We start from the raw sequence: 26,175 nt of genomic DNA on the forward strand, positions 1-26,175 counted from the left end.
CGCGCCCACGCGGCGGAGCCGCATATGTCAACAGCCCCGCGCCCCTTACGGGGCGCGGGGCCCCGCCCTCCCTTTCATCCCCTTCCCGCTTCGCCAGAAAGGCCCCTTCATGGATTTCGTCCAGCGCACCATCGACCTCGCCCGGCAGAACGTCGCCGAGGGCGGCCGCCCGTTCGCGACCGTCATCGTCAAGGACGGCGAGATCCTCGCCGAGAGCCCCAACAAGGTCGCCCAGACCGGCGACCCCACCGCCCACGCGGAGATCCTCGCCATCCGCGAGGCCTGCACCAAGCTCGGCACCGAGCACCTGACCGGCACCACCGTCTACGTGCTCGCCCACCCCTGCCCGATGTGCCTGGGCTCGCTCTACTACTGCTCCCCGGACGAGGTCGTCTTCCTCACCACCCGCGACGCCTACGAGCCGCACTACATCGACGACCGCAAGTACTTCGAACTGGGCACCTTCTACGAAGAGTTCGCCAAGCCGTGGCAGGACCGCCGGCTGCCCATGCACTACGAGCCGTGTGACGAGGCCGTCGAGGTCTACCGGTTCTGGCAGGAGCGCAACGGCGGCGAACGCCGCGTCGCCGGCACCCCCACTGCCTGAGTCCGCTGTGCCGGGGCGGTGCACCGCCCCGGGCCGGTGCACCGCCGCTTTCCCTGTTGTCTCCCGTACCCCGTCCCCGGCCGATCTTCCCCAAGGTGATTCCGTGTCCGAGCTGTCCCCGAGGCAGCAGCTGCTGGTCCTTGCCGTCTGCTGCTCGGCCCTGTTCCTCGTCAGCCTCGACAACACCGCCTTGAACACCGCGCTGCCGGCCGTCCAGCACGACTTCGGTGCCTCGACCGCCGGGCTGCAGTGGACCGTTGACACCTACCTCGTCATGCTCTTCTCGCTGCTGCTGCTCGCCGGTTCGGCCGGTGACCGCATAGGCCGCCGCCGCGTTTTCCGCGCAGGGCTCGCCCTGTTCACGGCCGCCTCCCTGCTGTGCTCCCTCGCCCCCACCCTCGGCCGGCTGATCGCCTTCCGCGCTCTGCAGGCCGTCGGCGGCTGCATGCTCACCCCGGTCGCCATGGCGATCATCACCAACGTCTTCACCGACCGCCGCGAACGCGCCCGCGCCATCGGCGTCTGGAGCGCGGTCCAGGGCATCACCATGGCCGTCGGTCCGCTGCTCGGCGGCCTGCTGGTCGGCACCGTCGGATAGCGCTACCCGGCACGGCGGCAATGGCGGACCCGTGCAGACCACCGCACCAGGGAACGCACCGGAACCGGCCGGGTATTGACCGAACATCGTTCGTGATCAGCAACGTCCGCACTGGCAAAAGCCATGGACGTCACGGGCGGTTCAGCGATCTCCTCTAGACGACCCGGAAGTTGGCCATCATCGCCATGTCCTCGTGTTCGAGGTTGTGGCAGTGCAGCATGTAGCGCCCCTTGTACCCGGCGAACCGCGCGAGGACCTCCACCACCTCATAGGGGCGGACGTCCACAGTGTCCTTCCAGCCGGCGTCCCCGGCGGCCGGTGGCCTGCCGCCCCGGGCGACGACCTGGAACTGGGCCAGGTGCACGTGGACGGGGTGGTGGAAGTCGCTGCTGAATCGCCACCTTTCCACGCTCCCCAGCCGTGGGGACGCCAGCACGGTGTCGGTGCTGAACGGTCGGCCGTTGATGGTCCACATCTGCCGGTTGCCACCGGTGTTCGTCCGGCGGAAGTCGAAGGCGCGCACCGGCATCTTCCCGCTCGGCGTGAGCTTCTCGAAGGAGGCGGCCAGGCGGGCGGGTATGCGGCTGTCGTCCTTCTCCTTGCGGACGATGCGGAAGCGCATGACGTCGCGCATGCCGCCCTCGGCTGCCGTGTTGCGCAGGGTGATCCGGCTGCCGACGGGGTGGTCCGCGAAGTCGATGACGACGTCGCACCGTTCGCCGGGAGCCATGTCGATCGTGTGGAGCGGCTGGGGTGCGGCCAGCAGGCCGCCGTCGCTGCCGATCCGGACGAACTGCCCGTACCCGCCACCGTCTCCTGCTGCTGCGGCCAGCTGGAGCCGGTATCGGCGGGCGTTGGAGGCGTTGAGGAGGCGGAAGCGGTAACGGGTGGCGGACACCTCCAGGACGGGCCAGGGGGCGCCGTTGACGAGTTGGACGTCGCCGAGCACGCCGTCGGGGAAGGTGTCGTGGCCGTGACCCTGGGCGGGGTAGCGGAAGGAACCGTCTTCCTCGAAGGAGCGGTCGCACAGCATCAGCGGGATGTCGCGCCGGCCGCCGGGCAGCGGGAGCCGGTCCTCTTCCGCGTCTCCGACCAGGAAGAACCCGGCCAGGCCGCGCCAGACCTGCGGGGCGCTGAAGTCCATGCGGTGGTCGTGGTACCACAGCGTCGCGGCCCGCTGCGGCAACGGGTACGCGTAGGTGCGGTAGCCGACGGTCGTCCGCCCGGAGTGAGCGGTCTTCATGCCCTCGTGCGCTTGCCCGGGTGAGCAACGGGCGGGCAGGAGCAGGTCGGTGGGGTAGCCGTCGGAATCCGGCGGCGTGATGCCACCGTGCAGATGCGTGACGGTGGGGACGGTCAGGCTGTTGCGCACCCGGAGCACGGTCCTGCGCCCGGAGCGAGCGGTGAAGGTCGGGCCGGGGAAGATCCCGTCGTACCCCCACACCGTGGTCTTCCGGCCGGGCAGGATGCCTACGCGCCCCTCGCGCTGCTCGACCTCGTAGACGTCCGTGCCGTGCTCGCTGCGCACCGGCCGGGCCACCGGCGGCACCGGCAGCGGAACACCGAACGGTTCGGGCAGCGGCCCCGCGCTGGCCAGGACGCGTCCGGTCGACGCCCCCGTCAGCCGGGACCAGCCGGCCGCGCCCACCGTCATGGCCGCCCCGGCACCGGCGGCCAGCCCGAGGAATCCGCGCCGGCTCGCATGACGGACGCTCACGCGGGCACCTCCGCAGGGAGCCCGGTCCGGCAGGTGAACGCCCAGTACGTCAGGGCCGTTGCGCAGCCGAAGACCGCCATCCCCAGCGGCATGTGCCCGGCCAGCACCCGCGCCTCGCCCAACGCCCGTTGCACACCGACCAGTCCGACCAGCAGTGCACTCGCGGCGACGAGCCGGCCGGGCCCGCGCAGCCGGCGCCACACCACCGCCGCGAGCACGGTCTGCAGGATCGTGAGCCCGCTCAGGACACCGGCGTTGGCCGCGTGCCAGGCCAGCAGGTCGAGATCCCCGGTGACGAACAGGCCGGCCAGGGCCGCCTGCGCGAGCGTGTCCAGGAGCACCAGCACGGCCGTGGCCCGCAGCATCGTCATCGGCCACCGCCGCTCGTATCCGGCGTGTGCGGTCACCGGGACGGCCCGGCCTGCTCGTACGCCCGGAACCCGTCCTCGACGCCCAGGAGGACGTCGTCGAAGGCGAGATGGCCCTCGCTGATGACGGGTGTGTCGCGCAGGGCCTCGACGAGGAAGTAGTACGCGCCCAGGTCCTCGGTCTCCAGCACGACGAAGTCCGAGAACCGCCCGTTGAACGCCTCGGCGTCGAAGAACCGGGCCGTCACCCGGTCCGCGTAGGCGGCGAAGACCGGTTCCAGATGTGCCGCTCGCATCGCGTTGCGCTCTTGCCGCGACAGCGCGAGCCACCGCGGAGTGACCGTGTAGGTGAGGACGATGCCGTACTTCATGGAGCTCCCCCGAAGAGATTGCCAACATTGCTAACACTGTTAACTTTCGGGAGCAGCTAAAGTTACAGGCGTTAACTTTGTCAAGGGGAAGGCAGGCGGGCGACCGTGCCGAGTACTCCGGGAACCTCCACGGGCGGGCGCCGTCACCGCGTCCGCGAAGAGGCGCTGGCCGAGATCCTGCGCACCGGCCGGCGGCTGCTGGTCGAGGAAGGGCCGGCCGCCGTCACCCTGCGGGCCATCGCCCGCGAGATGGGCATGACGGCCCCCGGCCTCTACCGCTACTACGCCGCCCACCGGGACCTGGTCCAGGCGCTGGCCTCGTCCCTCTACGACGAACTGGCCACTGCCCTGGCGACGGCCCGCGACCGCCACCCGGCCTCCGAACCGGGACGGCAACTGGCGGAAACCTGCCAGGAACTGCGCCGCTGGGCACTCGCCCATCCCCAGGAGTTCGGGCTGCTCTTCGCCAAGCCGCTCACGGACGCCGACACCACGCCCGGGACCGTCGCGCACGATTCCGGCTGGCGCTTCGGCGGCGTCCTCCTCGGCCTGATGGTCCAGCTGTGGCGGCGCGGCGGCGTCCGGCCGCCCACCGGCCTGGACCCGGCCTGGACCGCCCAGTTGGAGGAGGTCCGCGAGCACCTCGACGGCGAACCCGTGCCGCTGGAGGTCGTCTACGTCTTCGTCTCCTGCTGGGCCCGCCTGTACGGAGCCGTGGCGGTCGAGGTCTTCGGCCATCTCGACTTCGCCCTGACCGACCCCCGGCCGCTCTTCGACCACACCGTCCGCGAGGTCCTGGCGGCACTGGGCGAGCCGTCGGCCGGACGGTAGTTCACGCGGGTCCGTCACCCTGCTTGGGCCCATGCGGCCTGCGCGGAAACCTCGTTGTCGATCCAGGGGCGCCGCCCTACGATCGCTGGCATGTCGTTGCGTATGCGTATGCGTCAAGCGCTGCCGGAAGCGATGCGCGCCCGGGACAAGGTCACGGTGAGGGTCCTGCGTGCGACCCTCGCCGCGCTGGACAACGCCGAGGCGGTGCCCGTGGACGCATCGGAGCTGCGCGGCTCGGCCCTTGAGCACTCACCGGTCGGTGCCGGCGCCACCGAGGCGGTGCGGCGTGAGCTGAGCGAGCGCAGCGTTGCGGACATCGTGCGGGCCGAGGCGAAGGAACGGCTCGACGTTGCAGCCGAGTTGACGGCTCCCGTGCACGCCGACCGTGCCACGGAGCTTCGTGCAGAGGCCGCCGTGCTGTTCCGGTTCCTCGCCGGCGCCGGTGCCGGCGCCGCATAGGGCGCGGCAGGCTGGTTCATCGCGTCGCGTTGAAGGCCCGCCGGGCGGCGGCTCGGAGGTGCTCGACGACGTCGGGGTCGGCGTCGAGGGCGTAGTCGGCGTCGAGGCCGGCGAGGGTCTGGGCGATGCGGGGGAGGTAATCGTCGGAGGCGTCGACGCGGCAGGTGCGCTCGTCGACGGGCTTCAGGCGGGTGGCCAGGCCCGGCGCGCGGGCGCGGATGCGGTCGGCGGGGGCGTGGACGGTGGCGATGGCCCGGTAGCGGGTGGGGGCGGCCGAGAGGCGGGCCGCGACGTAGGCGGCGGGGTCGTCGCCGGGGACCGCGCGGGGCGGGACGCGGCGGCCGGTGGGTGTGACGTCGGTGATGCGGTCGAGGCGGAACAGGCGCCAGTCGTCCTTGTCGGAGTCGTGGGCGAGGAGGTACCAGAGGTTGCCGGAGGCGACCAGGTGGCAGGGTTCGGCCCGGCGGCGGGTGGCGGTGCCGTGGCGGGCGGTGTAGTCGAAGGCGATGATCTCGTGGTCGCGGCAGGCGACGGCGAGGCCGGCCAGGAGCGCGGGGTCGGCGCGCGGTCCCCGTGTCTCCCAGGCGATACCGGCGAGGGAGCTCTGCAGGGCGGCGACCTGGCCGCGCAGGCGGCGGGGGAGGACCTGTTCGAGCTTGGCCAGGGCTTGTAGGGCGCTCTCCTCGATGCCGGACAGCCCGCTGCCTGCGGCGGCGGTGCGCAGGACGACGGCGATGGCGACGGCCTCGTCGTCGTCGAGGAGCAGGGGCGGCAGGTCGGCGCCGGGAGCGAGGCGGTAGCCGCCGGCGTGGCCGCGGGCGCTGTCGACGGGGTAGCCGAGCTCGCGCAGCCGGTCGATGTCGCGGCGGACGGTGCGCACGGTCACGGAGAGGCGTTCGGCGAGGTCGGCGCCGGACCACTCCCGCCGGGTCTGCAGCAGGGACAGCAACCGCAGCATGCGGGCGGTCATGTCGCTCGTCATGAATTCCATGATGCCCGTGTCAAAGGACACAGGTTGTCCTCAAATCCTCTTAGCGTGGGTTCTGTCCGCACGGAACAAACCAGGAGGAATCCCCATGAAGATTGCCGTTCTCGGCACCGGTGGCGGTGCCCGCGCCCACATCGCCAAGCTGCTCGAACTCGGCCACGAGGTGGTCGTCGGCACCCGTGACCCGCAGGCCACGCTGGCCCGCACCGAGCCCGACATGATGGGCAACGCGCCGTTCGGCCGGTTCCTGGCCGAGCACCCCGGCATCACGCTGCTGACCTTCGGCGAGGCCGCGGCCGCCGCCGACGGCCTGGTCATCAGCGGCATCGACGGCCACAACGCGGTGGCGGCCCTGTCCGCCATCGCCGACGAGCTGGCGGGCAAGGCGCTGATCGACTACGCCGTGCCGTTCGTCTACCAGCACGAGCCGGAGCACCCCTGGCCCACCCCGTGGGGGATCATGCCGAAGCTGGAGCCGGTGGACACCGACAGCCTCGGCGAGCAGATCCAGCGCGCCCTGCCCCGCACCAAGGTCGTGAAGTCCTTCGTCACCCAGGAGCAGACCACCGTCGTCGACCCGGCCGGTGTCGGCGGCGGCGACCACACCATGTTCGTCGCGGGCGAGGACGCCGGCGCCAAGCAGCAGGCCACCGACCTGCTGAAGTCCTACGGCTGGACCGACGTCCTCGACCTCGGCCCGCTCGTGTGCGCCCGCGGCATGGAGATGTACGCGCACATGCACTCCGCCATCGGCTTCGGCCTGGGCCAGCAGTTCGGCGGCCACTTCGGCATCAAGGTCGTCCGCTGACCATGACGACGAGGACCGACGGGCCCCTGAACGGGACGGTCATGTGCCACGCGATGTGGGCCCGTGACGGCCGCGCACTGGCCGACTTCTACGCCACCGCCCTGGGCGCCGCCGTCACCGAGACCTACCCCGACGAGCACGGCAACGAGGCCGCCTGCGGCTTCTACGCGGGCGGGGCGATGTACCTCTTCTACGCCTCCCCCTCCCACCGGGCCCCCAACTGGCCCGAGGACGACCTGCCGTTCCACATGGACTTCTCCTTCCCCGACGTCGCCGAGGCGGAGAAGCGGCTGCTGGAGATGGGCGCCACCAGGCCCGCCCACCAGCCCGGCGGCAAGCACTGGACCGTCCTCCTCGACCCCTCCGGCCAGCCCTTCTGCATCCACGGCACCCACTGATCCCCACCCCCCGACCGCCCCCGATAGGGTCCGGCAGTGGAGATCTTTCACCTGCGCTACTTCGTGGCGGTCGCCGAGAACCTCAGCTTCTCCCGCGCCGCGCGTCAACTGCACATGGCCACCTCGCCGTTGAGTCAGCGGATACGGGACCTGGAACGCGAACTCGACCAGCGGCTGTTCGACCGGGATTCGCACCATGTGGCGCTGACCCGCGCCGGCGCGGCGCTGCTGCCGGTCGCGAAGGACGTCCTCGGCCGGTTCGACGACCTTCCCTGGCAGCTGCGCCGGGCCCTGGGGCCCGAGCGGCGGGCGGCGTACGTGGGGGTGGTGCCGGCCCTGCATCCGCAGCTGCGGGAGCGGCTCGGGCGGCTCGAAGCGCGCTGCGCCGAGGAATTCGACGTCAAGCGCTGGCCCGGGAACAGCGGGAACCTCCTGAACGCCGTGCAGCGCGGCGACCTCGCCATGGCACTGGTGCATCTGCCCGTGCACGCCGAGGGGATCGAGGTGCTGGAGCTGCTGCACGAGCCGCTGGGCGCGCTGCTGCCGGCCGCCGCGTTCGGCGGCCGGAGCTCGGTGTCGTTGAGCGAGCTCACCGACTACACGTATGTGACGTCCGCGCCCGGCACGCTTCCCACATATTTCGACCAGCTCAAGGTGCGCCTGAAAGCCGCGGGAATTCACAAGGAGATCAACCTCAATATCGGGGATTATGCGAGCGTGCGCGAAATAGTGGCGAACGGTTCGGTCTTCGGAATGACGCTGCTGAGTGCGGAGGGCCGGGAGGGCGAGAACGCTGCGAGCGTCGTCCTGCCGTTCCGGGACTTCTCGCCCTCGCTGGCGACCGGGCTGGTCTGGCGCCGGGACCGGGCCGAGCCGGACGGTGACCTGCACGGTCTGGTGCGGGAGGCGGGGACCGTGTTCTCCGCTCCCGCCGATCCCTGTTGAGCGATCCGAGCGATCCCTGGCCCCGATAACGGCGTGACCACTGCGGTCACGCCGTTTTTCGTGCATCGGTGTCACTGATCGCTTGGGTTTCCCCACTGCCCCGGACTAGCGTTTTCCATGCGACCCGGGGAACCCCGGGAATTCTCCTGGAAAAGGAGTGGTGATGGAATCCGCAGCAGAAACAGGCACATCCGGCGGCCCGTTGGCCGGAGTGCGCGTCATCGACATGGCCACGGTGGTGATGGGCCCGTACGCCGCGCAGATCCTCGGCGACCTCGGCGCCGACGTCATCAAGATCGAGTCCCCGAACGACACCGTGCGCGTCGGCGCGTTGCACCGCACGCCCGGCATGACGCCCCTGAACCTCAACGTCAACCGCAACAAGCGCAGCGTGACGCTCGACCTCAAGGACGAGGGCGAGCACGCCCAGGCCCTTGAGCTGATCGGCACCGCCGACATTCTGATCACCAACATGCGCATCGACGCCCTGCGCCGCCTGGGCATGGACCACGACAGCCTCGCCGCGGGCAACCCCCGCCTCGTCTACGCCCATGCGCAGGGCTTCCGTTCGGACTCCGACCGGGCCCGGCTGGCCGCGTACGACGAGACGGTGCAGGCGGCCTCCGGGCTGCTCGATCTGGCGGAGCGCGCCGGCGACGTGGGGGCGCCGGTCGTGCTGCCGAGCATCTTCGGCGACAAGGTCGCCGCGCTGACGATCGTGTACGCGGCGCTCGCCGCCCTCGTCCACCAGCGTGCGACCGGCCGCGGACAGCACATCGAAGTGCCCATGGTGGACACGCTGTTGGCGTTCAACCTGGTCGAGCACCTCCAGGGCCGCACCTTCGAGCCGCCGATGGGCCCGACCGGCTTCCCGCTGTCGATGAACAAGGGGCACCGGGCCCGTCCGACCAAGGACGGCCTGGCGATGGTCATCCCGTACAGCCCGCAGAACTTCCGCGACCTGTTCGCCGCGGCGGGACGCCCCGACCTCGCCGAGGACCCGCGCGTCAACGGCGAATTCATCGACTCCGCGCGCGACGGGGAGGCACTGGCCGCACTGCTGGAGACCGTGACGCCGCAGTTGACCACGGCGCAGTGGGCGGAGGTGTGCACCAAGCACAGCATTCCCTTCGGCCCCGTGCTGCGGCTCGACGAGGCCGCCGAGGACCCGTACGTCCAGGGAGGCCACCTGCTGGACGTCGCCGAACACCCCAGTGAGGGCGCCTACCGGGTGGTCGGCATCCCGCTCGCGTTCTCCGCCACCCCGGCCTCGGTGCGCCGCCACGCACCCCTGCCCGGCCAGCACACCGCCGAGGTGCTCGGCGAACTCGCCCGCGGTGTCGAGGCGCGGCGATGAACAGCACCGTCCGCACGGACACCGTCGGCAACGTCCTCGTCGTCACGATCGACCGCCCGCAGGCCCGCAACGCCGTGAACGCCGAGGTCGCCCAAGGCATCGCCGCCGCCGTCGACCGCCTGGAGAACGACCCCGCTCTGCGGGTGGGTGTCCTCACCGGCGCGGGTGGCACCTTCTGCGCGGGCATGGACCTCAAGGCCGCCGCCCGCGGCGAACAGGTGACCGTCCCCGGCAAGGGCTTCGCCGGGCTCACCGAGGCCCGTACCGCCAAGCCGATCGTCGCGGCCGTCGAGGGCCACGCCCTGGGCGGCGGCTTCGAACTCGCCCTGGCCTGCGACCTGGTGGTCGCCGCCGAGGGCGCCCGCTTCGCCCTCCCCGAGGTCAAGCGCGGACTGATCGCCGGCGGCGGGGGAGTCGTACGGCTCCCCAAGCGCATCCCGCACCACTTGGCCATGGAACTCCTCCTCACCGGCCGCACGGTCACCGCCGAACGCGTCCGCGACCTCGGCGTCGTGAACCGCATCGCCCCCGACGGCCAAGCCCTTCCGGCAGCCCTGGAGCTCGCCGAGGAGATCGCGGCCAACGCGCCGCTGGCCCTGGCCGCGGTCAAGAGGACCGTCCAACAGGCCGACGGCGCACCGGAGTCGGAGGCGTTCGCCGCGCAGGCCGCCGAGATCGGCGCACTGCTGCGCTCGGCCGACTTCGCCGAAGGGGTCCGCGCCTTCGCCGAGAAGCGCGCGCCGGAGTGGAGCGGACGATGAACCGCGCACAGATCCTGCGGACCCTCGACACACCCGTCACAGCGCCCGCGTACGCCCCCGCCGCCGTCCGCTTCACCGACCGCGAATACCTCAGCATCGTCTACCGCACCGACCCCGAGGCGCTGCGGGCCGTGGTGCCCGAGCCGCTGACCGTCGACGCCGGCGAACCGCTGGTGCGGTTCGAGGTCATGAAGATGGGCGACGTCACGAGCTACGGCCCGTACGTCGAGGCCGGACAGGCGATCCCCGTGCGGTACGGGGACGAGCGCGGCGAGTACCTGCACGCCATGTACCTGGACAGCTTCGCGGCCACCGCCGCGGGCCGCGAAGTGAGCGCCTACCCGAAGGCGATGGGCACACCGGCCCTGTACACCGACCACGCCGCACTCGTCGGGACGCTGGACTACGGGAGCGTGCGGGTGGCCACCGCCACGATGGGCTACAAGCACCACCCGCTCGACCCGGAGCTCGCCCGCGAGCAGATCGCCGTGCCCACGTACATGCTCAAGACCGTTCCGGACTACGACGGTTCGCCGCGCGTCTGCGAGCTCGTCCGCACGCAGATCACCGACCTCGTGGTCAAGGAGGCCCACACCGGGCCCGCGCGGCTCCAGCTCTTCGCGCACGTGCTGGCGCCGCTGGCGGACCTGCCGGTGCGCGAGGTCGTCTCGGCGAGCCACATCGTCACGGATCTCACGCTGGACCGGGCCGTACCCGTCCACGACTACCTGCACGACCACCCGACCGAGGGGGACCCGTCATGACCGACACCGCTCCCTGCAGGACCGCTGCTGTCGTCGGCGCCGGCACCATCGGCCTCGCGTGGGCCGCACTGTTCGCCTCGTACGGAATCGAGGTGACCGTCACCGACCCGCGCGACGACCTGGACGCGGCCGTGGACGAGGCACTGCCGATGCTCGCCGCCGGCCTGCCCGGCAACGACGCGGCGGAGCTGCGCGACCGTATCCGCACCACCCACGACCTGGCCGAGGCCGTGGCAGGAGCGCAGCTCGTCCAGGAGAACGGCCCGGAGCAACTGGACTTCAAGCAGCGGCTGTTCGCCGACATCGCCCGGCACGCCCCGGCCGACGCGCTGCTGGCCACCTCCAGCTCCGGCATCGTCGCCACCCGGATCGCGGAGCGGCTGCCGGACGACGCCGCCGCACGGCTGCTGGTCGCGCACCCCTTCAACCCGCCGCACCTCGTCCCGCTCGTGGAGATCGTGCCGGGCGAGCGCACCGCGGAGAAGACAGTGGAGGAGGCCATCGCCTTCTACCAGGCACTGGGCAAGGCGCCGGTGCGGCTGCACAAGGAACTCCCCGGGTTCGCGGCCAACCGGTTGCAGAGCGCGGTCCTCCAGGAGGCGATCCACCTCGTCCTGAGCGGCGTGGTCGACGCCGGGGAACTCGACACGGTGATGAAGGCGTCCCTGGGCGGCCGTTACGCCGCCGTCGGCCCCTTCGAGAGCTTCCACCTCGGCGGCGGCCCCGGCGGCATCCGGCACATGATGCAGCATCTCGGACCCGGCCTCGCCGAGGGCTGGCAGCGCCTCGGCCGCCCGGAGCTGGACGCCGACGCCGTCGCCACGCTCGTCGGCCAGACGGAGGCCGCGTACGGGAGCGGCCCCGAGGCGTACCGGCAGAGGGCCGTGCTCCGCGACCGCAAACAGCTCGCACTGAACGCGGCGCTGCGCCAGGCCGACCACAGCTGATTTTCACGTAAGGAGTCACCGATGCCCAAGCCCGCCAACCCCACCCCTGATTTCTTCGGATACGCCGACCTGCTCAGCGATGCCGAAAGGGCCGAACTGGCCGCCATCCGCGATTACCTGGAAAGCGAGATCAAGCCGCTGGCCGACTCCGCCTGGGAGCGGGCGGAATTCCCCTTCGAGGTCATCGAGAAGATGGCCAAGCTCCGCCTGGCCGGATACGCCTACCCCGAGTACGGTGACGGCCGCAGCCGCAGCGAACTGTTCTCCGGCTTCCTCAACCTGGAACTCAACCGCGTCGACCCGTCGTTGGCGGTCTTCTCCGGAGTCCACACCGGACTGGCCATGGGCAGCATCTACGGCGGCGGCAGCCAGGAACAGCGCGACCGCTGGCTGCCGGACATGGCCGCGATGAAGAAGATCGGCGCCTTCGCCCTGACCGAGCCCGACGGCGGCTCCGACGTCGCGGGCGGTATGCGCACCACCGCCCGGCGCGAGGGCGACACGTGGGTCCTCAACGGCGCCAAGCGGTGGATCGGCAACGGCACCTTCGCCGATCTCGTCGTGGTCTGGGCCCGTGACACGGCCGACGGCAACGTCAAGGGGTTCGTGGTGGAGAAGGGTGCGCCCGGTTTCACCGCCACCAAGATCGAAGGCAAGATCGCGCTGCGGACCGTGCAGAACGCCGACATCACCCTCGACGAGGTACGGGTCCCCGAGGCCGACCGCCTGCAGCGGGTCGACAGCTTCCGTGACACCGCCGCCGTCCTGGCACGCACGCGCGGCGGAGTGGCCTGGCAGGCGCTGGCGGTCGCGGTACGCGCCTACGAACTCGCCCGCGAATACGCGGCGACCCGCGTGCAGTTCGGCAAGCCCATCGCATCCTTCCAGCTGATCCAGGACCTGCTGGTGAAGATGCTCGGCAATATCACCGCGATGTTCGGCATGGTCGTCCGCCTCAACCAGCTCGCCGCGGCCGGCCGTGACAGCGCCGAACAGGCGGCTCTTGCCAAGGCGTTCACCACCACGCGCATGCGGGAATGCGTCGCCTGGGCCCGTGAACTCTTCGGCGGCAACGGCATCGTTCTCGAGTACGAGATCGCCAAGTTCTTCGCCGACGCCGAGGCGGTCTACTCGTTCGAGGGCACCCGGGAGATGAACACCCTCATCGTCGGCAAGTCGATCACCGGGCACAGCGCTTTTGCGTGACAGATGGTATCAACTCTCTACTGTCTCCAAGGGGGTTGACCATGCGTGTTCTGATCATCGGAGCCGGACTGGCAGGACCGTGCCTCGCGCACGGCCTGCGCCGGCACGGCCATGACGTACAGCTCTTCGAGCGGGACCCCGCCGTCGACGCCCGTGCGCAGGGGTACCGGATCCACATCAACGACGACGGGGACGCGGCGCTGCGCAGGTGGCTTCCCGCCGAGGCGTACGAGCAGGCCGTCGCCACGTCCTGCATACCCGGCGGCGGGGTCAGCATGGCCGGGCCCGACCTGCGGGACGTCACCGGGATCGAACTCCCCCCGGGTGCCGCGGGTATCACCGTCGACCGGCTCACGCTGCGTCGGATCATGCTGCGGGACTTGACGGACTCGACCCGGTTCGGCGCCGGATTCTCCCGCTACGAACTGCCGGCCGACGGAACCGTGCGGGTCTTCCTCACCGACGGATCCACCGCCGAGGGCGACCTGCTGGTCGCCACCGACGGGGCCAACTCCGGCGTCCGGCGCCAACTGCTGCCCGACTTCCGGGTGACCGCGCAGGACAGTCGACTGATCTACGGCCGCACGCCGTTGACTGCCCGGGCGCGGGAGCTGACACCGCGGCCGGCGCTCGAAGGCTTCCTGGGCGTCAACGGTCCGGACGGCCGCCGCCTCGCGCTGGCCGCACAGCGGTTCCGCCGCAGCCCGGCCGACTTCGGGCTGCCGGCGGCCGACGACTACGTCATGTGGGGCCTGGAGGCCCCGTCCCGTGTCTGCGGCCCCGGATTCTTCGGGCTCGGTGCCGCGGACCTGCTGGAGCTGGCGGCAACGGCCGTCGCGGACTGGGACCCCTCGCTGAGCGCGCTGATCCGGCTGGGGGACCTCGGGTACGTCGTACCCGCGGGCATCCAGACCTCCGAACGCCCGAAATCGTGGCCGCCAGTGCCGGTGACCCTGGTCGGTGACGCGGCGCACCCGATGCCCCCGGCCGGAACCAGTGCCGGCGTCGCGATCCACGATGCGGGCCTGCTCGCTTCCCACTTGGTTTCGGGCGCACCCCTGCTCGATGCCGTCCGTTCGTACGAGACGGACATGCTCGACCACGGCTTCGCCGCGGTTGCCGCTGCCACGCGGAACCGTGCGGGTGACTTCTAATCGCTGCGTGGGAAGTGCAGTGCGTCGACTGCGGGCTCGCCTGGGGGCACCTCCTGGGGGCACCCCCAGCGGTAGCTGGGGGAGGTAGCTGGGGGATGGTCGCGCCCACGCGGCGGAGCCGCATGTGTGACTGCCCCGCGCCCCTTTGGGGCGCGACTGCGCACCGCACTTCACCAAGCCCGCTCGGGCCGCAGCAGGCTCGCGTCCACGGATGCGAGGTCGGGGCGGCCGCAGAGGGCCATGGCGGTCTCCAACTCGGTGGCGAGGATCGACAGCACGTCCCGTGCGCCCTCGGCTCCCGAGACGGCCATGCCCCACAGCACGGGCCGCCCCACGAGGACCGCCCGGGCGCCCAGGGCCAGGGCGACCAGTACGTCGGAGCCGCGGCGGATGCCCCCGTCGACCAGGACCTCGCAGCGTCCCGCGACGGCGGAGACCACCTCGGGGAGTGCGTCGAGGCCGGTGACGGAGCCGTCCAGCTGGCGGCCGCCGTGGTTGGACACCACGATCCCGGCGATCCCCGACTCGGCTGCGCGCGCCGCGTCCTCGGCGGTCAGCACGCCCTTCAGGACGATCGGGAGCCGGGTCAGCGAGCGCAGCCAGGCCAGATCGTCCCAGGTGAGGGCGGGGTCGATGAGCCGTCCCACCCGCGCGGCCAGCTCGGCCGCGGAGCCGTCGGCGGGGCCCTGGGGGAAGTTCGCCGGTGCCAGACCCGGCGGCAGGGCGAAGGCGTTGCGCAGGTCCCGTGTCCGGCGCGCCTGGACGGGGACGTCCACGGTGACGACGATCGCCCGGTACCCGGCCGCCTCGGCCCTCTTGACCAGGTCCTCGCTGATCGCACGGTCCCGGAAGACGTACAGCTGCATCCACAACGGCCCCGTCGCCGCCCGCGCGACGTCCTCCAGCCGCGTGGTGGCGAACGTGCTGACCACCATCAGCGCGCCCGCCGCTCCCGCGCCGCGGGCGCAGGCCGGCTCGGCCTCGGGCGAGACCAGCCCGTGGAAGGCCGTGGGGGCGACCCCGACGGGCAGGGCGACCGGGGAGCCGAGCAGCGTGGTGCGCATGTCGCAGCGCGAGACGTCGACGAGGACGCGCGGGCGCAGCCGGTGGCGCCGGTAGCCGGCCAGGTTCTCGCGCAGGGTCGTCTCGTCGCCGCTGCCGCCGTCGACGTAGTCCCACGCCGAGGGCTCGACCAACGGCCGCGCCGCGGCACGGTAGTCGTCCAGCGTGATCAAGTTCCGGTCCCCGGAGCCGGGGGAGGCGTTCACCGACACGGCGATCACCTCACCAGGCCCCGCCGACCGCGGACAAGCCCGCATCCGGCCAGCCTCCCGGGGGGGGGGCGGGTCACCCCACGTCGAAGGCGTTCCGCAGTCCCAGCCGCCACCGCAGGCGGTCCCGCTGCTTGAACCCCTCCAGCTCCTGCGGCCGGTACAGCGGCGTCACCGTGCACCGTTCCGCTCCCGAACCGGCCTTGTCCAGCAGGGCGTTGACGGCCTGGCGGGCGGAGGCGTTGGCGCCCTCCATCGTCGCCAGGTCGATGTCGACGCGGACGTAGTCGCCGGAGAGGAAGAAGTTGGGGATGGCGGTACGGGAGGTCGGGCGGTTGGGCCAGGTGCCGACGGGGTGGATGAGCAGCTGTTCGTCGTTGGTGGCCCGGCCGCCGCCGAGCCGGACGGCCGGGTCCAGGAACCACGACTGCAGGACGGAGTCCTTGAGGACCTCGCGGCCCGTGTCGTCGAGGCCCGCCTTCAGCTGGGCCCACACCTCCTTGGCCACCTCCTCGCGGGTGCACTGCTTGGCCGTCTTGCCATAGAGGATGCCCGGCTTGTCCCACTCGGAGATGTCACAGGAGAGGCAGTCGGCCGTCGTGCCGTCACCGAAGTCGCGCCGGAAGTCGTGGCCGGACCAGAACTGGGCCTGGGAGATGGAAGTGATCGACCACGGCGAATCGATGTGGTTGATGTGGCCGTGGACGATCGGGGTGGGCTCGGAGAGATAGAACTGGATGCCCGTCATCCAGTCCGTGCGCAGGCTGTCGCAGCGGGCCAGCTGCGGATCCGCCGCCCGCACGCCGGCGTTCCAGGTCGTCCTGGCGTGCTCGACGGGCATCGCGGAGACGAACCAGTCGGCCTCGGCCGTGTGCCGGGTGCCGTCCGTGTCCTCCAGGACGGCGCCGGTGATCCGCCCGCCCTCCAGCTGCAGGTCCTTCACCGCCCATCCGGTGTGGAACTCCACGCCCAGGGAACGGAGATACGTCACCCACGGGCCGATCCACGCCTCGTTGGTGGGTGCGTTCAGGAGCCGGTCGATGGGGCCGTCCGCACCCAGGCCCAGGCCGTTGAGGACGAACGCCTCGCCGAGGGTCGCCACCGTCCTGGTGCTCGCCACCTCGGCCTTGGTCGCCACGATGTTGCGGGTCAGGCCGATGCACAGCAGCCGCTGATAGTCGGCGGACATGCGCGCCGCCCGGGTGAACTCCCACCACGGCACGTTCTCCCAGTCCTGCGTCCGGCGCTCCTCGCAGCTGGTGAGCCAGACCAGGAACCGTTCCGCGAAGTACACGACCTCGTGGGCGGGCACGCGGAAGGAGGTCTCGAAGAAGCCCACGAGCGTCCGCCGCAGATCGTCCAGGGTGAGCGGGGACGGCCTGCGGCTGCCGCCGGGGATGGGGAGGCGGATGTCCTCGCGCCCGGTGCGGGCGACCAGCGTCTCGCTCGGCGCGATCAGGTTGTCCCAGCAGCCGTTCGGGTTGCCGGGGAAGGGTATGCGGCGCAGGGTGTCCGGCAGGTTGTGGTAGATGCCCGGTATGAAGCGGAAGCCGTGTTCCCCGGGCAGGGGTCTGCGGCCGCCGGCGGCGGTGCCGGGTACGTCCATGCTGCGCGCCTTGCCGCCCAAGGCGTCCTTGCGCTCGTACACCGTCACCGTGAAGCCCCGCTCGGCGAGTTCGTGCGCTGCCGTCAGCCCGGCGACGCCGCCCCCGAGCACGGCGACGGACCGGCCGCCGGCGGCGCGGCCCGCGGCCCGCGCCGTCCCGCCCAGCGCCGCCGTGGCGGCCACGGCCGTCGCACCGCCGATGAAACCTCTGCGGGTACTGCCCGTACGTTCCACAGCTCCAGCAACTCCCTGCCGCAAGTGAAGGGTTGGATGGTGCGCTGGAGCATAGGGGTGACTCACGTGCCTCGGTAGAGCGCCTGCGGAACGTGCGGTCCGAACTACTTGATCGGGTGCAGCGGGTCGTAGCCGGGGAAGGGGCGCTCGAAGAGCCAGTTGTAGAGCATCTCCCGGCAGATCTGCGGCTGGAACGCCGGCACCTGGTGTCCGGAGCCGGGCACGGCGACCTGCGTCAGGTTCCCGTGGCGGCGGACGAATCCCTTCGGGTTTCCCTGCGCCTGCGTCCAGATGAGGCGGGGAGCGTTGCGCCACTCCGCGTGCTCGTGGCTGCCCTTCTGCTTCATGAGGCCGTCCAGGATCTCCTCGGTGCTCCGGTATCCGCAGGCGGTGTCGAAGTTCCCGGTGTAGAGGACGGCCTTGTAGCCCTTTTCGAGGATCTCGGCGTACAGCCCGGACGCGTCCGCCATGTTGTCGTTCACCAGCGCGTCGGCCACCGCGCCGTCGTTGTCGGCGCATTGCCATGTGACGTCCGTGGGAACGTGCAGGGACTTCTTCACGTTCTCGCTGTCCAGGTAGGCGCGCAGCGCCCCCATGGGTATGTCGTCCCAGCGCCGTACGTCGTAGAGGTCGAAGTTCCCTCCGTACGCCAGGGTCCTGGTCACCAGGGCGTTGCCGAGCCGGGTGGCCTTCGGCATGTCGCCTGCGGCGAGGGCGGCCCGGACATCGGCGAAAGACGCGTCCAGGGCTTCCTTCTCGCTGATGCCCAGGAACCCGGCCGTATAGGCGTAGTCGATCAGAACGCGGAGCGACAGCTCGGGCTTGATCCAGCCGTTGCCGACCGATATCCCTTTCAGGTTGATGTGCTGTCCGCCCTTGTGCCGGCGGTTCTGTTTGTCGATCTCCAGGGCGATGGCCGGTACGTACTTGCCGGCGTAGCTCTCTCCGCAGACGTACAGCGGGCATTGCGCGTACTGCGGGTGCAGGACGAAGAACTCCTGCAGGCCCTTGCAGAACATCCGGGCGAGGGCGCCCTCGTCGTGGACCAACTCGCCCCGGGCGTCGGAGTAGCTGTATCCGGTGCCGATGGGCTGGTCCCAGTAGACGACGTGCGCCTCCTGGTTCCAGGTGGTGTCGGTCACCGATACCGTCCCGGCGGCGTCGTCACCGATGGACAGCGGCCCGTTCTCCAGGAACAGGCCCAGCAGGGAGGAGGCGCCGGGGCCGCCGTTGAGCCAGATCAGCAGCGGCGTGCGGCTGATCAGCTCCTGCTGGTCGTGCACCGATACATGGGGGCTGCAGGTCTGGCTCTCGAAGAACCAGTAGAAGAGGTGGTTCTTCTTTCCCGGATGTTCCGTGCTGTCGATGTGCACGTGTCCGGCGTAGGAGCGGACCTTCTGCGTGAAGTCGATGCTCAGGGTGCCGGGGATGTTCGCGGGGATCGAGGCGACGAGGTCCGAGGGTCCGGAGGATTCTGTTGAGGACATGGCCTACCTTTCGCGTCGCTGGGGCCGCGTGCGGTAGGTGTGGTCGAAGAGCTTGGCCCCCCGCTGCGGGTCCTCCAGGAGCCCGATGCGCTGCCCCTGGAGCAATTGCAGAGCCGGGAACGTGTCCTTCTGGAACAGCAGGATGTTCAGCGACCCGCCGTACTTGAAGTTCCCGATCCTCTCGCCCTTTTCCACCGGGACCGGATCGGTGACGTTCTGGAACTTCTTCCGGAAGTTCACGGAGGCGATCGAGTTGAGGCCGACGGGCACCTGCGCGACGTACGTCTCGTGCGGATGGCCGTGGGCATCCGGGTACACCGTCCTGAAGATGAGGTATCCCCGGCGGAACCGGTCGAATTCGCTGTAGTCGTAGCCGTATCCGACATCCCCGTTGTTGAGCAGGTCGGGGAAGTCCCGGAACCCGTAGTAGAGACCGCCGATCCCCGGGTTGGCCTCCACCACCTCACCTGCCACCGGGGAGTGGTACCAGTGGTAGCTGTCGGGCATCAGGATGCACGACACCGCCGTGCCGCCGATGAAGTGACCGGCGTACTTGGAGTCGTGGAGCAACTGCGCGACGTTCATGGACACCGTCTTGACCGGTATCCGTGTGAGCTCGGTCAGCCGGTCGACGATCATGTTGATGACGCAGTCGGCCGGGGCGGCCACGACGCTGTTGTCTTCCTGGTCGGCGACCGGCCGCCTGCCCTCCTTGAGTTCCCGGACGAAGAACTCGTTGAAGGTCGACCAGTCCTTGACCTTGTAGTCGTCCATGCGCTTCGACCCGAGCTGGTCGATCCACCGGTCGATGAGCGCCTTCGCCGACGGACCCGAATCGTCCATCTGCAAGCCCTGCAGGTGCGTGAAGTCGGCGGTCATGTCGTACCCCGTACGGACGGACATGAAGTACTTGCCGGCCGGGTTGTCGTAGCTGAGCCAGCTGAACTTCTCGATGTACTTCAGCCCGTCGTCGACGCCGGGGCGCCAGTTGTACCAGTCCGTGAAGAAGTCGCACAGGTCCTGGATGGTTTTGTTCCGCCAGTCGTACTGCACCGGCGGCGGTGTGTTCTTCGGGTTCCGCTTCGCTCCCTTGACCGCCTTGTCGTACATGGTCCGGAAGTCTTGGTAGTCGCCGTCGTACCACCCCCTGATTTTGTCGAGGAACTCATCGAGGGTCTTGGAGAAATGGATGTCGTCCTGCATTGCTTGCCCGCCCCCTCCGCTTCGGTGGATGTCGAACCCGGGCAAGACTGGTCCGGACCCCGACTTCCGCGAAAGGGAGACGCTGGGCACGAATGCGTTCCCTGCCATGATGCTGCTGCGTCGACTTCCTCATCACCAGACGGCATACGTCACACACGCACCACGAGAGCTCCGCATCGCCGTCCCACGGGTCCCACAGGCAACTTCGCCCCATCGCGTGGCGGCGGGTGCCCGAAGCTGATGCGGTCCACAATGACTTGGACCGCTCGCGAGACCCGGCCGGCACTTGCGAAGGCCTCGGCGAGTGTGAAGTCCCCGACCAGGAGCTGACCATGAAGCTGATGATGAAGTCCCGCCGGCTTTCGCTCTGCGCCACAGCCGTGGCCCTGACCTGTGCCGTGCCCGCGCTGACGGGCATCACCTCGCCCTCGACCCGCCCGGCCGGCAACGGCGCGGTACACGCGCGCTCCGGACCGGCGATCATCGCGCACCGTGCGGGGACGGGCGATGCGCCCGAGAACACCTTGGAAGCCGTCGAACGGTCCCTGGCGGCAGGTGTGGACGGTGAGTGGCTGAGCGTCCAGGCGACCGAGGACGGGGTGCCGGTGCTCTACCGCCCCACCGATCTGTCCGCGCTGACCGACGGATCCGGGGCAGTGGCCGACAAGACCCTCGACGAGCTGGCCGGGCTGAACGCCGGCTACAACTTCAAGGGCCCGGACGGTTCGTACCCCTACCGCTCGCACCCCGTCCCGATCCCCACGCTCCAGGCCGCGCTGGACGCGATCCCGCAGGACAAGCAGGTCTATCTCGACCTGAAGCAGACCCCGGCACGGCACGTCGTCGACGCCGTCACGCGCGTGCTGAACGAGCAGAGGGCATGGGGGAGAGTGAAGTTCTATTCCACGGATGCGGAAGTGACCCGGCTGCTGGCCGCCGTGCCGGGGGCGCAGGTCGCCGAGTCCAGGGACGCGACCCGCCAGCGCCTGGCCGAAGTCGCCCTTGAGCACGCCTGCAAGAGCACACCGAACCCTGCCGCCTCATGGGCCGGATTCGAGTTCAAGCGGCAGATGACACTCCAGGAGAAGTTCACGCTCGGCACCGGCGACTCCCCGGTCACCGCGCAGCTGTGGACCCGCGAGTCCGTCGCCTGCTTCCGCTCCGCGCCCGGCAGCGGGCGCCGACTGCCGATCGTGATGTTCGCGGTCAACACCCCCGCCGACCTGGCCGGTGCCACAAAGCTCGGCGCCAGCGCCGTTCTGGTCGACTCCCCGCGCACCATGACGGCGGCCGCCCCTCGCTGAAGCCGCCGGGCGGCCGTAGCGCGTGGAGGTTTCAGTCGTTTGAGCCGGTATGGCAGTTTTGGCAGAGGTGGTCGAGCCGGTCGGTGAAGGCTGGGTGCAGGTCGTCGAGTTCCTGGAGGCGCTGCTGCTCTCGGGAGTCATCGGGATCGAACGGCAGCTGCGGCACAAGGCGGCCGGGCTGCGGACCTACACCACGGTCGGCAGTGCGGCAGCCGTGTTCATGCTGGTGGGCAAGTACGGGTTCACCGACGTGCTGCACCTCGGCACGGTGGTGCTCGACCCGTCCCGGGTCGCGGCCCAGATCGTGTCCGGGCTGGGTTTCATCGGAGCGGGCGTCATCTTCGTGCACCGCGGCTCGGTGCAGGGGCTGACGACGGCGGCGACGATCTGGCTGACCGCGGCGGTGGGGGCGGCCGCCGCTGCCGGTCTGCCCCTGCTGGCCACGCTGGCCGTCGCGGCGTACCTCGCCATCTCCTACGTCCTGCGGCCTGCGCTGGCCCTCCTCCCGTCCCCGGGAGGAGGGACGGCCGGGTACCGCATCGCCTACCTCCAGGGGCGGGGCCTGCTGCGGGAGCTGCTGGACCGGTGCACGCAGGCCGGCTTCTCCGTGCACGAAGTGCGCACCCTCTCCGGCCCCGTCGGGCGCGATTCCGAGCAGGTGGTGGAGATCGCGCTGGTGGTGCAGGGGCGCGGCGACGCCGGTGCGCTCACGGCCCGGCTGGCGGCGGTCGCCGGAGTGCTGGTGTGCCGTCGCACGGAGCCGGACGGGGAGTGAGAGCGGCCGTGGCTCAGCGCCCCTCCTGCCCGATGGGCAGGTGGCGCGGGCCGCGCAGTACGGGACTGTGGCGGTACTCCGGCGGATCCTCCAACAGCCGCAGACCGCCGGGGCCGTCGAGGCGGTCGAGGAGCGTCGTCAGGGCGATCTGCGTCTCCAGGCGGGCCAGCGGCGCACCGAAGCAGTTGTGGATGCCGCTGCCGAAGCCGAAGTGCACGTTGTCCCGGCGGGCGGGGTCGAAGCGGTCGGGTTCGGCGAAGCGCAGAGGGTCGCGGTTGCCGGAGGCCAGGACGAGGACCAGTGGGGAGCCCTTGGGGAGGGTGACCCCGCCGACCTCGATGTCGGCGAGCGGGGTGCGCTGCGGCAGGAACTGCACGGGGGGTTCGTAGCGCAGCAGTTCCTCCACGGCACTCGGCATCAAGTCCGGTTGCGTACGCAGCCGTTCGAGCGCTTCGGGGTTGCGGAGCAGGGTGAGTATGCCGTTGGTGATGAGATTGACGGTGGTCTCGTGTCCGGCGATCAGGAGCAGGACGCCGGTGACCATCAGCTCCTCCTGGGTGAGCCGTCCGTCGGGGCCGTCGTCGTTGGCGAGGGCGGAGAGCATGTCGTCGGCGGGATGGGCACGCCGCTTCTCGGCGAGCTCGCCGAGGTACAGGCCCATCGCCATCCGGGCCTCCTGGGCCGCGCGCCGGCGCGGTCCCGGGTCCTCTCCGGGGGTGAAGTCGAGTCCGCTGACGACCGTGTCGGCCCAGATGTGGACCTTGGGGATGTCCTCGGCCGGTACGCCGAGCAGGTCGCAGATGACGGTGACGGGGAGCGGGAAGGCGAAGTCGTCGACGAGGTCGAAGCGTTCCTTGTCCCGGAGGCCGTCCGCCAGTTGCCCGGCGATGCGGGTGATGTCGCCGTGCAGGGAGTCGATCCTGCCGGGGGAGTGGGGCGGGCCGAAGGGCCGCATGGCCAGACGGCGGAGGCGGTCGTGCTCGGGGTCGTCGCGCCTGATGAAGGCGGGCGGCAGTCCTTCCTCGGGCAGGAGGTCGGGGTCGGGCTCGGTGCGGTTGCGCTCGTCGGAGCTGACGCGCGGGTCGTGGAGCAGCGCCGTGATCTCGTTGTACGTGCCCACCAGGTACTTGCCGTCCTCCTGCCGTGCCACGCCGTGCTCGCGGAGTTCGGCGTAGAGGGGGTAGGGGTCGGCGCGGTTCGCGTAGTCGGTGATCCGGCGGAAGAGGGTCTCGGAGGACATCGGGCGGGCTCCTGGTGTCGTCAGCCTGCGGGCCGGATGAGGGTCAGGCGGCGGTCCGGCAGATGGCCGGTGAGGGCCACGGTCGGGCCGTGGGTGAGGACCCTGGGGTCCGGGACGTCGGAGGGGACGGGCGTGCGATCCGTGAGGTGGTCGGCGGCGCCGGGGCCGGGCGGGAACGGGGCCGCGGTCTCGATGAGACGCTCGTAGTGCTCCAGCCACTTGGCCCGGTTGACGGTCACCGCGGCGGTGATACGGCCCCGGTAGCCGTAGACCGCGACCAGGCGGCGCTCGTCCGGCGAGCCCTGGGCGAGGACCACCTGGTCGGAGAAGGTCGGCACGCCGACGGACTTGATGTTGAGGCCGAACTGGCTGGACCAGAAGGTCGGTACCGCCAGGTGGGGCCGCCGGCGCGGGCCGGGGCTGATCATGTTGTGGGCCGCCACCTCGGCCTGGGCGACGGCGTTGCCCCAGTGCTCCAGGGCGATCAGCTGGTACTCGAAGAGCGGGTGGGGGAAACGGGCCACGTCACCGGCGACGAAGACGTCGTCGGTGACGATGCCGTACATGTTGAAGACGCGGCAGCCCGCGTCGCAGGCCACGCCCCGGGGACCGGCCGCGAGGCCGGAGTCGGCCAGCCACTCGGTGTTGCGGACCGCGCCCAGGCAGACCACGGCGACGTCGGCCTCGATCCGGCTCCCGTCGGAGAGTTCGGCACCGGTGAGGCGGCCGTTGCCGCCCTTCAGCGCGGTCACGGTGACTCCGCAGCGCAGGTCGACGCCGTGCGCGCGCTGCAGCTTCGTGGCCCAGTCGCCGACCGTCCCGCCCAGTGCACCGATCAGGGGCGCCCGGCCACGCTCGGCGACGGTCACCTCCAGGCCGCGTTCCCGGCACGCCGAGGCGACTTCCGAACCGGTGAACCCGGCCCCGATGACCAGGACACGGCCGGGCCCGGCGTCCAGGGCCGCGGCGAGGCGGGCGGAGTCGTCGCTCGTGCGGACCGTGAACACCCCCTCCAGTGCGCCCTCTTCGGGGTTCGGCCAGGGCCGGGCCCGGGTGCCGGTGGTGATCAGCAGCCGGTCGAAGGGCAGATGCTCGCCGTCGGCCAGCAGCACGTTCTTTCCGATGGGATCGAGCCCGGTGGCGGCCACGCCGAGCTTCCACGTCGCGTCCAGTGTGCGGCGGCCGGGCAGCCCGCACTGCTCGGCACCCGCCCTGCCGAGCAGCACCTGCTTGGACAGCGGCGGCCGGTCGTAGGGGGGATGCGGCTCGTCCCCGACCAGGGTCAGCTCGCCCTCGAACCCCTCTTCGCGGAGCGTCTCGGCCGCGCGCAGCCCGGCCAGGGACGCTCCGACGATCACGATCCGCCCGTCACGCATCTCACCGGACACCGGCGCCGTCTCCCGCCTGTTCGCCGACCATGATGGCCTGCACCGGGCAGGCCGCCGCGGCCCGCAGCACCCGCTCGTCCTGGCCCTCCGGCACCGTGGGCACGTACAACAGGGATTCCTCGCCGTGCAGTTCGAACACCTGCGGGGCGAGGAACACGCACTGGGCGTACCCCTGGCACCGATTGAGATCGACCACGATCTGCATCCCGGACCGCTCCTCCTGGCGCGACGCCGTTCCCCACCCTCCCTTCCTACGCCCGCCCGGGCGACGGCGCCGGTGGTGCTGCTCCGTTCGGGGGGGGCATGCCCACGCGGCGGAGCCGCATAGATAACCGCCCCGCGCCCCTTCGGGGGCGCGAAGCCCGGGCGCGGCCCGGATCATGGCGGTGTGGACGGGTACCCGATGGACGTGCTCGAAGCGGCGCCGACGCCCCGGACCGCGGTGGCGTGGCTGCCGCCGGAGGGGCTCTGGCCGGTGATCCAGGACATCCGGTGGGAGCACGACCCGCAGGTGCGGCGCTGGCCGCCGCACGTGAACCTGCTGTTCGGCTTCGTACCCGAGGAGGAGTTCGCGCAGGCCGTGCCGCTGCTCTCCGCCGCCGCGGCGGAGAGCGCGGCGTTCACGGCACGGCTGGCCGGCGTGCGGTACTTCCGGCACCGGCACTTCGCGACGGTCTGGCTCGACCCGGCCGCGGCCGGGCCGGCGCCGTGGGTCCGGCTCCACCGGGAGCTGGGACGACGGTTCCCGCTCTGCCATGGCCGGTTCACCCCGCACCTGTCCCTCGGCCGCACGCAGGACCCCGAAAACCTGGCCGCCGAGTGCGCCGCCCGGCTCGGCACGCTGTCGGCCGCGGTCGAGGACGTCGTCCTGCTCTCCCGGCGCGGCGAGGAACCCATGCGGCCCCGGGCCGTGATCGCGCTGGGCACGGGCAACGTCCACCGGCTGCCGACGGATTGACGTCAGCCGACGGCGGGGCGGAAGGTGCGGCGGTACGCCTGGGGGCTCACGCCGATGGCCGCGTGGAGGTGCCGGCGCAGCGAGGCGCCGGTGCCGAGGCCGGAGCGGTGGGCGACCAGGTCGACGGGCCAGTCGGTGGTCTCCAGGCAGTGGCGGGCCGAAGCGGCCGGAATCCGGGCGGTGTTCATGCTCGTCGAGCCCGACCGGCAGGGCCTGCACGAGATCACCGAGCTGGTCGGGAGCGGCCGCCTGCGCGTGATCGTCGACGCCGTGTTCCCCCTGGAGGACGCCGCCGAGGCCCACCGGCTGGGCGAGACGGGCCGCACCACCGGAAAGATCGTCCTGTCCGTGGCGCCCTGACCCTGGCCCAGGGGGTGTCCGGCGGATCTTCGCGCCCCGTCAGGGGCGCGGGGACGCGCCCGCAGTCGAC

General features: G+C 71.0%; 26 protein-coding genes and 3 pseudogenes. 17 read left to right on the forward strand and 12 right to left on the reverse strand.

Annotation, left to right across the window (positions count from 1 at the left end; genetic code table 11):
* Positions 1-109 precede the first annotated feature (109 nt).
* Together ACWD4B_RS12680 and ACWD4B_RS12685 are read left to right on the forward strand one after the other, a co-directional pair.
* Positions 110-607, forward strand: coding sequence for a nucleoside deaminase (locus tag ACWD4B_RS12680; protein ID WP_451420761.1), 498 nt, complete (start codon positions 110-112; stop codon positions 605-607).
* A gap of 103 nt (positions 608-710) precedes the next feature.
* Positions 711-1,202, forward strand: a pseudogene (locus ACWD4B_RS12685) (MFS transporter); the annotation flags it as partial.
* A gap of 157 nt (positions 1,203-1,359) precedes the next feature.
* On the opposite strand, the gene ACWD4B_RS12690 reads toward ACWD4B_RS12685, so the two are convergent.
* The 3 genes from ACWD4B_RS12690 to ACWD4B_RS12700 are packed head-to-tail and all read right to left on the reverse strand — an operon-like array spanning position 1,360 to position 3,661.
* The gene (locus tag ACWD4B_RS12690; protein ID WP_451420762.1) at positions 1,360-2,922 is read right to left on the reverse strand and encodes a multicopper oxidase family protein; all 1,563 of its coding nucleotides are present in this window, start codon (positions 2,920-2,922) and stop codon (positions 1,360-1,362) included.
* Positions 2,919-3,329 (reverse strand): hypothetical protein, encoded by a 411-nt coding sequence (locus ACWD4B_RS12695; RefSeq protein ID WP_451420763.1) that lies wholly within the window; start codon positions 3,327-3,329, stop codon positions 2,919-2,921. The genes ACWD4B_RS12690 and ACWD4B_RS12695 overlap by 4 nt, the downstream gene beginning before the upstream one ends.
* The gene (locus ACWD4B_RS12700; RefSeq protein WP_451420764.1) at positions 3,326-3,661 is read right to left on the reverse strand and encodes a darcynin family protein; all 336 of its coding nucleotides are present in this window, start codon (positions 3,659-3,661) and stop codon (positions 3,326-3,328) included. The genes ACWD4B_RS12695 and ACWD4B_RS12700 overlap by 4 nt, the downstream gene beginning before the upstream one ends.
* 105 nt (positions 3,662-3,766) lie before the next feature.
* On the opposite strand from ACWD4B_RS12700, the gene ACWD4B_RS12705 reads away from it, so the two are divergent.
* Together ACWD4B_RS12705 and ACWD4B_RS12710 are read left to right on the forward strand one after the other, a co-directional pair.
* The gene (locus ACWD4B_RS12705; RefSeq protein ID WP_451420765.1) at positions 3,767-4,492 is read left to right on the forward strand and encodes a TetR/AcrR family transcriptional regulator; all 726 of its coding nucleotides are present in this window, start codon (positions 3,767-3,769) and stop codon (positions 4,490-4,492) included.
* A gap of 132 nt (positions 4,493-4,624) precedes the next feature.
* On the forward strand, positions 4,625-4,951 hold the full coding sequence (locus ACWD4B_RS12710) for a hypothetical protein (protein WP_451420824.1): 327 nt from the start codon (positions 4,625-4,627) through the stop codon (positions 4,949-4,951).
* Between the two features lie 16 nt (positions 4,952-4,967).
* Here the strand turns inward: ACWD4B_RS12710 and ACWD4B_RS12715 are convergent, their stop codons facing one another.
* Complete coding sequence (locus ACWD4B_RS12715; protein ID WP_451420766.1) at positions 4,968-5,933, reverse strand: helix-turn-helix transcriptional regulator; 966 nt, start codon at positions 5,931-5,933, stop codon at positions 4,968-4,970.
* Positions 5,934-6,027: 94 nt separating this feature from the next.
* Here ACWD4B_RS12715 and ACWD4B_RS12720 point away from each other — a divergent pair, with 94 nt between their 5' ends.
* From ACWD4B_RS12720 to ACWD4B_RS12760, 9 genes are all read left to right on the forward strand, one after another.
* Positions 6,028-6,747, forward strand: coding sequence for an NADPH-dependent F420 reductase (locus ACWD4B_RS12720; protein ID WP_451420767.1), 720 nt, complete (start codon positions 6,028-6,030; stop codon positions 6,745-6,747).
* Between the two features lie 2 nt (positions 6,748-6,749).
* Positions 6,750-7,145 (forward strand): VOC family protein, encoded by a 396-nt coding sequence (locus tag ACWD4B_RS12725; RefSeq protein ID WP_451420768.1) that lies wholly within the window; start codon positions 6,750-6,752, stop codon positions 7,143-7,145.
* A 36-nt stretch (positions 7,146-7,181) separates the two neighbouring features.
* Complete coding sequence (locus tag ACWD4B_RS12730; RefSeq protein ID WP_451420769.1) at positions 7,182-8,090, forward strand: LysR family transcriptional regulator; 909 nt, start codon at positions 7,182-7,184, stop codon at positions 8,088-8,090.
* Positions 8,091-8,253: 163 nt separating this feature from the next.
* Entirely contained in the window at positions 8,254-9,447 is a 1,194-nt protein-coding gene (locus ACWD4B_RS12735) for a CaiB/BaiF CoA transferase family protein (protein WP_451420770.1), read from the forward strand.
* Positions 9,444-10,208, forward strand: coding sequence for a crotonase/enoyl-CoA hydratase family protein (locus ACWD4B_RS12740; protein WP_451420771.1), 765 nt, complete (start codon positions 9,444-9,446; stop codon positions 10,206-10,208). The genes ACWD4B_RS12735 and ACWD4B_RS12740 overlap by 4 nt, the downstream gene beginning before the upstream one ends.
* A complete protein-coding gene (locus tag ACWD4B_RS12745) occupies positions 10,205-10,972 on the forward strand; it encodes an acetoacetate decarboxylase (protein WP_451420772.1) in 768 nt (255 codons plus the stop codon). The genes ACWD4B_RS12740 and ACWD4B_RS12745 overlap by 4 nt, the downstream gene beginning before the upstream one ends.
* Positions 10,969-11,919, forward strand: coding sequence for a 3-hydroxyacyl-CoA dehydrogenase NAD-binding domain-containing protein (locus tag ACWD4B_RS12750; protein WP_451420773.1), 951 nt, complete (start codon positions 10,969-10,971; stop codon positions 11,917-11,919). The genes ACWD4B_RS12745 and ACWD4B_RS12750 overlap by 4 nt, the downstream gene beginning before the upstream one ends.
* Positions 11,920-11,940: 21 nt before the next feature.
* Positions 11,941-13,125, forward strand: coding sequence for an acyl-CoA dehydrogenase family protein (locus ACWD4B_RS12755; RefSeq protein ID WP_451420774.1), 1,185 nt, complete (start codon positions 11,941-11,943; stop codon positions 13,123-13,125).
* 41 nt (positions 13,126-13,166) lie between these two features.
* Complete coding sequence (locus ACWD4B_RS12760) at positions 13,167-14,279, forward strand: FAD-dependent oxidoreductase (protein WP_451420775.1); 1,113 nt, start codon at positions 13,167-13,169, stop codon at positions 14,277-14,279.
* A gap of 170 nt (positions 14,280-14,449) precedes the next feature.
* Here the strand turns inward: ACWD4B_RS12760 and ACWD4B_RS12765 are convergent, their stop codons facing one another.
* The 4 genes from ACWD4B_RS12765 to ACWD4B_RS12780 all read right to left on the reverse strand — a co-directional run bounded on the left by ACWD4B_RS12765 (position 14,450) and on the right by ACWD4B_RS12780 (position 20,080).
* Positions 14,450-15,553, reverse strand: a complete 1,104-nt coding sequence (locus ACWD4B_RS12765) for an alpha-hydroxy acid oxidase (protein WP_451420776.1) — start codon at positions 15,551-15,553, stop codon at positions 14,450-14,452.
* 73 nt (positions 15,554-15,626) lie between these two features.
* Complete coding sequence (locus ACWD4B_RS12770; protein ID WP_451420777.1) at positions 15,627-17,390, reverse strand: hydroxysqualene dehydroxylase; 1,764 nt, start codon at positions 17,388-17,390, stop codon at positions 15,627-15,629.
* Between the two features lie 104 nt (positions 17,391-17,494).
* On the reverse strand, positions 17,495-18,877 hold the full coding sequence (locus ACWD4B_RS12775; protein WP_451420778.1) for a S10 family serine carboxypeptidase-like protein: 1,383 nt from the start codon (positions 18,875-18,877) through the stop codon (positions 17,495-17,497).
* Positions 18,878-18,880: 3 nt separating this feature from the next.
* Positions 18,881-20,080, reverse strand: coding sequence for a phosphatidylserine decarboxylase (locus ACWD4B_RS12780; RefSeq protein WP_451420779.1), 1,200 nt, complete (start codon positions 20,078-20,080; stop codon positions 18,881-18,883).
* 332 nt (positions 20,081-20,412) lie between these two features.
* Between ACWD4B_RS12780 and ACWD4B_RS12785 the strand changes: the two genes are divergently transcribed.
* Positions 20,413-21,384, forward strand: a complete 972-nt coding sequence (locus tag ACWD4B_RS12785) for a glycerophosphodiester phosphodiesterase family protein (RefSeq protein WP_451420780.1) — start codon at positions 20,413-20,415, stop codon at positions 21,382-21,384.
* A gap of 49 nt (positions 21,385-21,433) precedes the next feature.
* Positions 21,434-22,159, forward strand: coding sequence for an MgtC/SapB family protein (locus ACWD4B_RS12790; RefSeq protein WP_451420781.1), 726 nt, complete (start codon positions 21,434-21,436; stop codon positions 22,157-22,159).
* 13 nt (positions 22,160-22,172) lie between these two features.
* Here ACWD4B_RS12790 and ACWD4B_RS12795 read toward each other — a convergent pair whose 3' ends face one another.
* Genes ACWD4B_RS12795 through ACWD4B_RS12805 form a run of 3 tightly spaced genes read right to left on the reverse strand, consistent with a single transcriptional unit; the run spans position 22,173 to position 24,992 of the window.
* Positions 22,173-23,399, reverse strand: a complete 1,227-nt coding sequence (locus tag ACWD4B_RS12795; protein WP_451420782.1) for a cytochrome P450 — start codon at positions 23,397-23,399, stop codon at positions 22,173-22,175.
* Between the two features lie 20 nt (positions 23,400-23,419).
* Positions 23,420-24,787 carry an NAD(P)/FAD-dependent oxidoreductase gene (locus tag ACWD4B_RS12800; protein WP_451420783.1) on the reverse strand — a complete coding sequence of 456 codons (1,368 nt, stop codon included), beginning with the start codon at positions 24,785-24,787 and terminating at the stop codon, positions 23,420-23,422.
* Positions 24,777-24,992, reverse strand: a complete 216-nt coding sequence (locus tag ACWD4B_RS12805; protein ID WP_451420784.1) for a ferredoxin — start codon at positions 24,990-24,992, stop codon at positions 24,777-24,779. The genes ACWD4B_RS12800 and ACWD4B_RS12805 overlap by 11 nt, the downstream gene beginning before the upstream one ends.
* Positions 24,993-25,175: 183 nt before the next feature.
* On the opposite strand from ACWD4B_RS12805, the gene ACWD4B_RS12810 reads away from it, so the two are divergent.
* Positions 25,176-25,745: a 2'-5' RNA ligase family protein gene (locus tag ACWD4B_RS12810; RefSeq protein WP_451420785.1), complete on the forward strand. Its 570-nt coding sequence runs from the start codon at positions 25,176-25,178 to the stop codon at positions 25,743-25,745.
* A 2-nt stretch (positions 25,746-25,747) separates the two neighbouring features.
* On the opposite strand, the pseudogene ACWD4B_RS12815 reads toward ACWD4B_RS12810, so the two are convergent.
* Positions 25,748-25,903: pseudogene (locus ACWD4B_RS12815) on the reverse strand (AraC family transcriptional regulator); the annotation flags it as partial.
* Here ACWD4B_RS12815 and ACWD4B_RS12820 point away from each other — a divergent pair.
* Positions 25,902-26,105: pseudogene (locus ACWD4B_RS12820) on the forward strand (zinc-binding dehydrogenase); the annotation flags it as partial. The pseudogenes ACWD4B_RS12815 and ACWD4B_RS12820 sit on opposite strands and share 2 nt — an antisense overlap.
* Positions 26,106-26,175: the final 70 nt, after the last annotated feature.

Source organism: Streptomyces sp. NPDC002536, assembly GCF_053594995.1.